At 37.6% G+C, this 9,525-nt stretch carries 9 protein-coding genes and 1 pseudogene; 5 read left to right on the top strand and 5 right to left on the bottom strand.

Annotated elements, in window-relative coordinates:
* The 4 genes and pseudogenes from ACFILA_RS05000 to rpsL all read right to left on the bottom strand — a co-directional run.
* Positions 1 to 76, bottom strand: a pseudogene (locus ACFILA_RS05000) (elongation factor Tu); the annotation flags it as partial.
* Positions 77 to 138: 62 nt separating this feature from the next.
* Entirely contained in the window at positions 139 to 2,223 is a 2,085-nt protein-coding gene (fusA, locus tag ACFILA_RS04995) for an elongation factor G (protein ID WP_273791453.1), read from the bottom strand.
* 23 nt (positions 2,224 to 2,246) lie between these two features.
* Entirely contained in the window at positions 2,247 to 2,717 is a 471-nt protein-coding gene (gene rpsG / locus ACFILA_RS04990; protein ID WP_273791452.1) for a 30S ribosomal protein S7, read from the bottom strand.
* 18 nt (positions 2,718 to 2,735) lie between these two features.
* On the bottom strand, positions 2,736 to 3,107 hold the full coding sequence (rpsL, locus tag ACFILA_RS04985) for a 30S ribosomal protein S12 (RefSeq protein WP_005773262.1): 372 nt from the start codon (positions 3,105 to 3,107) through the stop codon (positions 2,736 to 2,738).
* Between the two features lie 492 nt (positions 3,108 to 3,599).
* Between rpsL and xth the strand changes: the two genes are divergently transcribed.
* From xth to ACFILA_RS04960, 5 genes are all read left to right on the top strand, one after another.
* A complete protein-coding gene (xth, locus tag ACFILA_RS04980; RefSeq protein WP_273791451.1) occupies positions 3,600 to 4,382 on the top strand; it encodes an exodeoxyribonuclease III in 783 nt (260 codons plus the stop codon).
* Between the two features lie 124 nt (positions 4,383 to 4,506).
* A complete protein-coding gene (locus tag ACFILA_RS04975) occupies positions 4,507 to 5,412 on the top strand; it encodes a transporter substrate-binding domain-containing protein (protein ID WP_375631472.1) in 906 nt (301 codons plus the stop codon).
* A 141-nt stretch (positions 5,413 to 5,553) separates the two neighbouring features.
* On the top strand, positions 5,554 to 6,306 hold the full coding sequence (locus ACFILA_RS04970; protein ID WP_375660759.1) for an amino acid ABC transporter permease: 753 nt from the start codon (positions 5,554 to 5,556) through the stop codon (positions 6,304 to 6,306).
* A 2-nt stretch (positions 6,307 to 6,308) separates the two neighbouring features.
* The gene (locus ACFILA_RS04965; protein WP_273791448.1) at positions 6,309 to 7,025 is read left to right on the top strand and encodes an amino acid ABC transporter permease; all 717 of its coding nucleotides are present in this window, start codon (positions 6,309 to 6,311) and stop codon (positions 7,023 to 7,025) included.
* 11 nt (positions 7,026 to 7,036) lie between these two features.
* Positions 7,037 to 7,783: an amino acid ABC transporter ATP-binding protein gene (locus ACFILA_RS04960; protein ID WP_273791447.1), complete on the top strand. Its 747-nt coding sequence runs from the start codon at positions 7,037 to 7,039 to the stop codon at positions 7,781 to 7,783.
* A gap of 102 nt (positions 7,784 to 7,885) precedes the next feature.
* Here ACFILA_RS04960 and ACFILA_RS04955 read toward each other — a convergent pair whose 3' ends face one another.
* A complete protein-coding gene (locus tag ACFILA_RS04955; protein WP_273791446.1) occupies positions 7,886 to 8,677 on the bottom strand; it encodes a tetratricopeptide repeat protein in 792 nt (263 codons plus the stop codon).
* Positions 8,678 to 9,525 lie beyond the last annotated feature (848 nt).

The raw sequence follows: 9,525 nt of genomic DNA, 5'->3' as shown, positions 1-9,525 counted from the left end.
TCTTCCCATGATCAACGTGACCAATCGTACCAATATTAACATGCGGTTTTGTTCGTTCAAACTTGCTCTTCGCCATTTGAGCTCTCCATTTTCCGTCCAAGCCAAGGACTAAGTTAAAAATTAATTACCAACCTGAAATTACGCGTATTTCTTTTGAATCTCCAAAGCAACAGCCGAAGGTACAGGCTCGTAATGATCAAACTGCATTGTATACTGCGCACGCCCCTGACTCATAGAGCGAAGAGTATTCACATAACCAAACATATTCGCCAAAGGAACCATTGCATTCACAACCGTTGCAATGCCGCGCGCTTCAGTTCCTGAAATCTGTCCCCGACGAGAATTGAGATCACCAATAACATCACCAACATAATCATCTGGTGTAACAACTTCCACCTTCATGATCGGTTCAAGAAGCTGTGCACCAGCCTTCTTTGCCCCATCACGAAAAGCCGCACGAGCCGCAATCTCAAAAGCCAAAACCGAAGAATCAACATCGTGATAACCACCATCAATGAGAGTCGCTTTTACACCAAGCATAGGAAAGCCCGCAAGAGGACCTGACCCCATAACACTCTCAATCCCCTTTTGGACGCCGGGAATATATTCTTTAGGAACAGCACCACCAACAATCTTTGACTCAAAAATAAAGTCATCACCATCATGAGGCTCAAAAACAATTTTCACACGAGCAAATTGACCGGCACCACCCGATTGCTTCTTATGCGTATAATCAATTTCCGCCATTTTAGTAATTGACTCACGATAAGCAACTTGAGGCTGCCCAACATTTGCTTCAACCTTAAACTCACGCCGCATACGGTCAACAATAATATCAAGATGAAGCTCACCCATTCCAGCTATAATAGTCTGACCAGATTCCTCATCCGATTTAACACGAAATGAAGGATCTTCGGCCGCTAGACGGTTAAGAGCAATACCCATTTTTTCTTGATCTGCTTTTGTTTTCGGTTCAATTGCAATCTCAATAACAGGCTCTGGAAATTCCATCCTCTCCAAAATAACAGGCTTCAAAGGATCACAAAGAGTATCCCCAGTTGTCGTCTCCTTAAGTCCTGCAAGAGCAACAATATCACCAGCAAATGCTTCTTCAATATCCTCACGAGAATTTGAATGCATTTGAAGCATACGCCCCAAACGCTCTTTTTTCTTTTTCACAGTATTCTCAAGAGAAATACCTTTCTGAACTTTACCTGAGTAAATACGACAAAACGTCAATGAACCAACAAAAGGATCATTCATAATTTTAAAAGCAAGCATAGATAGCGGAGCATCATCAGAAGATTCGCGTGTTGTCTCAGCCTCAGTCTTTACATCAATACCCTTAATCGCCGGAATATCAACTGGAGAAGGAAGATAGGAAACAACAGCATCCAAAAGTGGCTGCACCCCCTTGTTTTTAAAAGCCGTACCACAAAGAACCGGATGAAACTGAACTTCTACTGTCCCCCTACGAATGAGAGAAACAAGCTGCTCGTTGGTTGGCATAACACCCTCTAAATAAGCCTCTGTCGCTGCTTCATCAACCTCCACAGCCATCTCAATCAATTTCTCGCGATATTCTTCAGCCTTCTCCTTTAAATCAGAGGGAATTTCACTTATCACCGCCGAGGCACCAATAGAACCATCCCACTTTAAAGCCTTCATTTCTACAAGATCAACAACACCTTCAAAGTCATTTTCAGCACCAATCGGCAACTGCAAAACAAGCGCTTTAGCACCCAACCGAGAACCAACCATCTCCACACTACGATAAAAATCAGCTCCTATTTTGTCCATTTTATTAACAAAAACCATACGAGGCACGCGATATTTCTCAGCTTGCCGCCAAACAGTTTCCGTCTGAGGCTCCACACCAGCATTTGCATCCAACAAGGCTATTGCGCCATCAAGAACACGCAAAGAGCGCTCAACTTCAATGGTAAAATCAACGTGCCCTGGCGTATCAATAATATTAAAGCGACGCTTCCGACCGTCCTGCCCTTCCCAAAACGTCGTTGTTGCAGCAGACGTAATCGTAATACCGCGCTCCTGCTCCTGCTCCATCCAATCCATCGTAGAAGCACCATCATGGGTCTCGCCAATTTTATGATTCTTACCGGTATAGAACAGAATACGTTCAGTCATCGTAGTCTTACCAGCATCAATATGCGCCATAATACCAAAATTACGATAATCTTCAATTTTATATTCGCGAGCCATTATATTTGCCTTGTTTAAAACTTCTACCAGCGATAGTGAGAAAAAGCACGATTAGCTTCAGCCATACGATGAACATCTTCACGCTTTTTCACGGCAGAACCACGATTATTAGCCGCATCCATCAATTCACCAGATAAACGCTCAACCATCGTCGTTTCATTTCGACCACGCGCCGCCGCAATCAACCAACGAATAGCAAGAGCCTGACGACGATCAGGACGAACATCAATCGGAACTTGATAAGTAGCACCACCAACACGGCGTGAACGAACCTCAATATGAGGAGCAACATTCTCTAAGGCCCGATGAAATAGAGCCACAGGATCTGTTTTTACTCTTTTTTCTACAGAATCGAGTGCACCATAAACAATACGCTCTGCAACTGATTTTTTACCATCAAACATAATGGCATTCATAAATTTCATAATAACCAAATCACCAAATTTTGGATCTGGATTAATCTCACGCTTTTCTGCTCTATGACGACGGGACATTGGCTTTGTCTCTCAATATTATTTTGGACGCTTTGCGCCATACTTTGAACGACGCTGTTTACGATTCTTGACACCCTGGGTATCAAGCAAACCACGAATAATGTGATAACGAACTCCTGGCAAATCTTTTACACGACCACCACGAATCATCACAACAGAGTGCTCTTGAAGATTATGTCCCTCTCCAGGAATATAACCAATCACCTCAAATCCATTCGTCAAGCGAATTTTAGCAACTTTACGAAGAGCAGAATTAGGTTTCTTCGGCGTTGTTGTATAAACACGCGTACAAACACCACGCTTCTGCGGATTCGACTGCAGAGCAGGAACCTTATTACGTTTAACTGGCGCCACACGCGGCTTACGAATCAACTGATTTACGGTAGGCATGCAACCTTCCTCTTTTTGATCTATATTCTTCTCACCCAATCGGGCTTTTCTATTTTCATTTCCATCCACCCCAACAGAATCGGAACAGATATTTAAGTCTACACACAAAATCGGGCACACCTGCAAAAAACAGTTTACCCGACCATAAGCAGAGAAGGCAGTAGCCTTTTGCACTAGGATTTACTTCTAATCTTCTTAACACCTGTGAATAATCTTCCGGTTCATATCCAAAGCACCTGATTACACCCACATCGGCTATATCCATCTCTAATAGCGAGAACACGTACATTCGTCAAGAACTAAACAGCAGAAAGTTTTTAAAAATGAAAATAAATTAAATTTTAAAGCTTTAAATTTGCTTTTACCGCTACTCTTGATAAATCAATTTACCATAAGTAATATCCCCTATAAATAAAAAAGTAGCGATATGACTGTAGTAAAACATAAATGCAGTAAATTGAATTGCATATTTGATATCTAATGATGAGCGCCATGAAAATAGCAACGTGGAATATTGCCGGGATAAAAGCACGACATGAAACATTATGTCAATGGCTGCAGCAAAGCCAGCCGGACATAGTCTGTTTACAGGAAATTAAAAGTATTGATGAAAATTTTCCACGCGATGCAATTGAAAGTTTAGGTTACCATATAGAAACACACGGACAAAAAAGTTTTAATGGCGTTGCGATTCTCTCTAAAAAAACACCAGATGAAGTGATCCGTCGATTACCAGGCAATGATAATGATAAACAAACACGTTACATTGAAGCAGTTTATTCAACAAACAAAGGTGTTGTTCGTGTTGCATCTCTCTATTTGCCAAATGGGAATCCTATTGAGAGTGAAAAATATTCCTATAAGATAGAATGGATGGAAAGATTATATACACATGCAAAATCATTGCTTGCGTATGAAGAACCCCTTATTCTAGCGGGTGATTATAATGTCATCCCCGCTCCATTAGATGCAAAAAAACCTCAAGAATGGTATCAAGATGCCTTATTTCTTGGAGAAACAAGAAAAGCATTCCAACGTATTCTTCATTTAGGTTTTTATGATGCTATCCGGAATGTCACCGATACTCCCTCCTTCAGTTTTTGGGATTTTCAAGCAGGTGCTTGGCCTAAGAATAATGGGATTCGCATTGATCATTTATTATTATCACCAGAAGCTGTTGATCAACTAATTTGCGCTCATAGCCAAGCAGAAGTAAGGGGATATCAAAAACCATCCGACCACGTTCCTGTTTGGATTCACCTTAATATCAATTAAGAAAGTACAATCCTCATTTCATGAGACAACAAAAAAAATCCACTCAAAAATAATAACTATGCTACAGCATATAAACAGTATATCTTAAGCAACTAAAATAAAAATAAATGAATGGAGGACATAAATGAAGAAATCATTGTTAATGCTTATTGCAGCAACGGCCATTGGATTCTCAAGTTTCGCACATGCTGAACATGATACTCTTGAAAAAATAAAACGAACAGGGGAAATTACTTTAGGTGTCCGTGAATCATCTGGTTTAGCCTACGCCCTTGGTAATAATAAATATGTAGGTTTTCATACAGAAATGGCAGAACGGATCATTGATGATATCTCAAAAAAAATTGGTAAACCAATTAAAATTCATTATCTTCCCATCACTTCTCAAAATAGAATTCCTCTCTTAAAAAATAAAACCTATGATTTTGAGTGCGGCTCAACAACACATGATCTTGCCCGCAGTAAAGAAGCAGCATTTGCTTATACGACATACATTGAGGAGGTTCGGATTGCTGTAAAGAAAAACTCTAACATTAAATCTCTTGAGGATTTAAATGGAAAAACAGTTGCAACGACCACCGGTACAACATCTGTTCAACTTATTCGTAAAAATAAACGTGCAAAAAACATTCAGTTTAAAGTTTTAAAGGGGAAAGATCACGGAGATAGTTTTTTGTTATTAGAATCTGGTAAGGCAGATGCTTTTGTCATGGACGCTTCAATTCTTGCTGGACATATTGCTAAATCAAAGAATCCATCTGATTATGTCATTCTTGATACTGTACTTTCAGTCGAACCTATTGCCTGTATGCTCAGATTAAATGACAAAAAATTTGAACAAACAATCAACGATAGTATCGTACGTCAGATTAAAGATGAATCACTGGAAAAGCTTTATAATAAGTGGTTTATGAAACCGATCCCACCTGCTAACACTGTTATGAACCTTCCCTTGTCAAAACAAACAAGATATGCTTGGGATCACCCAAATAATAAACCTCGAGAAAGCTACGCAGAAAAAGATTTATAGAATTTAATAAAGAAGAACCACACTCTTTTGAAATTGAGTGTGGTTTATATTTTAATTCACTTTTTAATAAATTTGGCCTATGTAGATGCGCTTGGTTTATTGCCCTATTTGTGAATGACTAATTTGAGGGAATATCAATTAATGGACTTTTCTTTCCTTTGTAGAGATGACCTTACTCAAACATTGGTAACAGGATGCTTGGGGACTCCCGGCATGAGCCATACCTATTTAGATACACTTCTCGATGGCTTTAAAAATACGGTTATATTGTCTATCACTTCACTTATATTAGCTGTATTGTGTGGTGTTGTTATAGGAACAATGCGCACTTTACCCAAAACATCCATAACCAATTATATATTTCGCACTATCGGTACTATTTGGGTAGAGATTATGCGTAATATTCCCCTCCTTGTACAAGTGTTTTTGTGGTATTTTGTTGTTCCGAAGATTTATCCACCAGCGATGAAATTTTCCCCCATTCTCTTAATAACATGCGCATTGGGATTCTTTACATCTGCACGCATTGCAGAACAGGTTCGTTCAGGCATTGAAGCGATTCCTTCTGGACAACGCTATGCTGCTATGGCAATGGGGTTTACAACTTATCAAAGTTATCGCTATATTATACTACCACGTGCTATACGTGCAATTATGCCACCTCTTACTTCAGAAGCAATGGGCATTGTGAAAAATTCGTCTATAGCATTCGCCGTTTCAATAAATGAGCTCATGCAATTTCAATACCAAGCAATTGAAGAGGTAAGCCATGTTTACGAAAATTATTTACTTGTTACGGCTCTTTATATTCTAATAGCCTTATTCGTATTCATTGTGATGACAGTCATTGAACAAATACTCAAAATTCCTAATTTTCAAACAAAGGGAAATTGAATATGATGAATTTCATAAGCTCTCAGTTTGGACTTTATTCTCCTTTCAATTTTTCCGACTTTGATTTTTCCTTTTTTACCTTTGATGTATTTCGTTCTTATATTTTATCAGGTTTACTCTTTAGCGTTTTTCTAACTCTTTTTGCAACGGTGTTGGGGTTTGTTTTCGGTACGCTTTTAGCAATGATGCGCCTTTCTTCCATAAAACTTCTTTCTTGGTTTGCAATAGGTTACATAACAGCTATGCGTTCAATACCACTTGTGATGGTTATCTTATGGTTTTTCGTGCTTCTGCCTTTTTTAACCGGTATATCCATCGGTGCAAATAAATCAGCACTCATTACCTTTACCGCATTTGAAACGGCTTATTTTGCTGAGATTATGCGTGCTGGAATCAATTCAGTTCCGCAAGGACAAAAATATGCAGGACAAGCTCTTGGAATGACATATTGGCAAAGTATGTACATTGTCATTCTTCCTCAAGCCTTTAGAGATATGCTTCCAGTCTTTTTAACACAAGTTATTATCCTTTTTCAGGATACAACCCTTGTTTATGCCATCAGTGGTCATAGCCTTTTGAATGGTTTTGATATTGCTGCTAATAATTTTGGTGTAAAGCAAGAAGCTTATATCTTAGCAGCTATTTTCTATTTTGTTATCTGTTTTACACTGTCACAAATAGTTTTGTATTTACAAAAAAAAGTATCCATTATTCGCTAACAGGAAAAAAAATGTCTACTCATATGATCGAAATAAAAAATGTTTCTAATTGGTATGGCGAAATTAAAGTCCTTAAAAACTGTACAACCAACATTAATAAAGGAGAAGTCGTTGTCGTTTGTGGTCCATCAGGCTCCGGAAAGTCAACACTCATTAAAACTATTAACGCTCTCGTCCCTTTTCAAAAAGGTGAAATTTGGATTAATGGAATACCAGTTCATTCAAAAAAAACGAATCTGCCTAAATTGCGAAGTCAGGTAGGAATGGTGTTTCAACACTTCGAGCTTTTCCCCCATTTATCTGTCACAGAAAATTTGACAATTGCACAAATCAAAGTCCTAAAACGAAGCAAAAAAGAAGCACTTGAACGTGGATTGTTATATCTTGAACGCGTTGGACTCATTGAACACAAAGATAAATATCCTGGTCAACTTTCTGGAGGGCAACAACAACGTGTTGCTATTGCACGTGCCTTAACTATGGATCCACTTGTCATGCTTTTTGATGAACCAACATCTGCTCTAGATCCTGAAATGGTAGGTGAAGTACTCGATGTCATGATTAGCTTAGCAGAAGAAGGTATGACGATGATTTGTGTAACCCATGAAATGGGATTTGCACAAAAAGTCTCGGAGCGTGTTATTTTCATAGATCAAGGAACAATTCTTGAAGACTGTTCATCTAAAGAGTTCTTTTCTGATCCGCAAGCAAGAAAACCGAGAACGCAAGAATTTTTGTCTAAAATCCTAAGTCATTAGTCGTTATATTGTCATAAAAAGTTATCTTTACTATGAACTTGTATACAAGGAAACAGAGTTTAATATAAGATGAGAGAATGTAAAAATATTACAATCAGATATTTAAAAACTGTTATTCTTTAAAATCTCAGCAACCAGTGAAATTGCTGTACGTCTCTCAGATTCATTACAAAGAGCAAAAGCCTCTTCTTGCAAAGGGTGAATCCAATTTTTGTCTTTTACGTTAGCTTTTTCATAGGCAGCAGTTAACATTGCTGCCCCACGGACAATTTTTCCTTCTTTAAGCAGTATATTTCCAAGCATTGCTTGGGCGGAAGGATTTCCTTTTTTTGCTGAAAGTTGAAACCATCGTGCTGCTTGTATAAGATTTTTCTCCCTTCCCTCTCCCTTTAAAAATATTTTTCCTAAATGATACTGAGCTTTAGGATTTCCATAGTTTACCGCAGCCTGCATATAAAGATGAGCAGCATAAGAAGGATCAGGTTTCACAGGTGATTGAGGAATACCTTTTTTTATATATCCCGCAAGTTTAACCAATGCGTCAGAAACATAACTTTCATCCTCTGAACCAAGATCAGCACCTTTTTCAACAATATATGCAAAAAAATTATATGCCTTATAATCATTTTTAGAGACACCATCACCGTTTGCATAGATAGAGCCAAGTTTCCAATTCGCACCAATATGGCCTCTCTTAGCTGCACAACGTAATGCTGCAATAGCCTGATTTATATGCCCATTTTTATAAGCAGACATGCCACGTTTTAAAAAATAAAACGAACCATCATTCGCTTCTTGCAAGCTATTGACATCTATTACATAAACATTCGAAAAGAATCCCCCTAAAATCACAACAATCGTGACTTTTTTCCATATCTGAAACCTATTAACCATTTCCCCCTACCTCAATTTTAATGATTATATCTGTTACGAATTTCTTTGTGGATATTTAAACTCTTTTTCTTAGTAAGAAGCATACGCAATTTTAAAGTAAAAATTTTAAAAGAAAAAACAAATAGATAAAAACCATCCAAAATGTTCGATAAAATTAAGTATCCATTTTTATATATAACAAATTGATTTTTAAATATAAATCATCATTCTATATTTTGTAACACATCCTTTAACATTCTAAGATTTATCGATCTTAAAATTTTATACGTATGAGCAAAAATCGTTCAATAAAATAACGTGCATTAAACAGTAACTTGAGAACGAAGAGAATACATGATGAATGGTAAGCGTTTAAGTATAAAAAACAATACGAAAGATGGATAAATATAATGATGATAATTAACTTATAACTTCACGACTGCCTTACCACCTTAAGGAGGAAGTTTTTTGTCTCCGTCAATCTATAAACAATACAGCTTTTTATTTAACGGATTGCACCTAACATCATTTCACATGGGGTTACTTCATACTTTACACACAAGTTCTACCTTAGAATACTCACCACTCATACAAAAAAATACCACATGTGTAATTTTACATACCTTATATTGCTACTCTAAATGATGATATTTTACAGTAATAAAGCAAGAAATTGATTTATAATTATAATTTTCCTTTTTGCATGTTGAATGAGGCCCTCGAATATCGTAAGATTCTCTCATTCCAAACGTGCTCCATGTTAAATCAATCAAAATCATCCGCTTGCACATTACAAGCAGAGAAAGCTATGTGGATAAAAACTCTGTGTAAGAAAGAACTAAAAATGCCTCTTATGAACGGTCTTAAGT

Origin of the sequence: Bartonella sp. CL71SXKL (assembly GCF_042194935.1) — a bacterium.
GTDB lineage: Bacteria > Pseudomonadota > Alphaproteobacteria > Rhizobiales > Rhizobiaceae > Bartonella.
Note: the sequence above shows the minus strand (reverse complement) of the source record. Positions and strands in the feature narration are given on the sequence as shown.

Bases quoted from the DNA above. Each gene is read 5' to 3' on its own strand.
- ACFILA_RS04955 (WP_273791446.1), bottom strand. From the start codon at position 8,677: ATGGTTAATAGGTTTCAGATATGGAAAAAAGTCACGATTGTTGTGATT.
- rpsL (WP_005773262.1), bottom strand. From the start codon at position 3,107: ATGCCTACCGTAAATCAGTTGATTCGTAAGCCGCGTGTGGCGCCAGTT.
- ACFILA_RS04975 (WP_375631472.1), top strand. From the start codon at position 4,507: ATGAAGAAATCATTGTTAATGCTTATTGCAGCAACGGCCATTGGATTC.
- ACFILA_RS04960 (WP_273791447.1), top strand. From the start codon at position 7,037: ATGTCTACTCATATGATCGAAATAAAAAATGTTTCTAATTGGTATGGC.
- fusA (WP_273791453.1), bottom strand. From the start codon at position 2,223: ATGGCTCGCGAATATAAAATTGAAGATTATCGTAATTTTGGTATTATG.
- rpsG (WP_273791452.1), bottom strand. From the start codon at position 2,717: ATGTCCCGTCGTCATAGAGCAGAAAAGCGTGAGATTAATCCAGATCCA.
- xth (WP_273791451.1), top strand. From the start codon at position 3,600: ATGAAAATAGCAACGTGGAATATTGCCGGGATAAAAGCACGACATGAA.
- ACFILA_RS04965 (WP_273791448.1), top strand. From the start codon at position 6,309: ATGATGAATTTCATAAGCTCTCAGTTTGGACTTTATTCTCCTTTCAAT.
- ACFILA_RS04970 (WP_375660759.1), top strand. From the start codon at position 5,554: ATGGACTTTTCTTTCCTTTGTAGAGATGACCTTACTCAAACATTGGTA.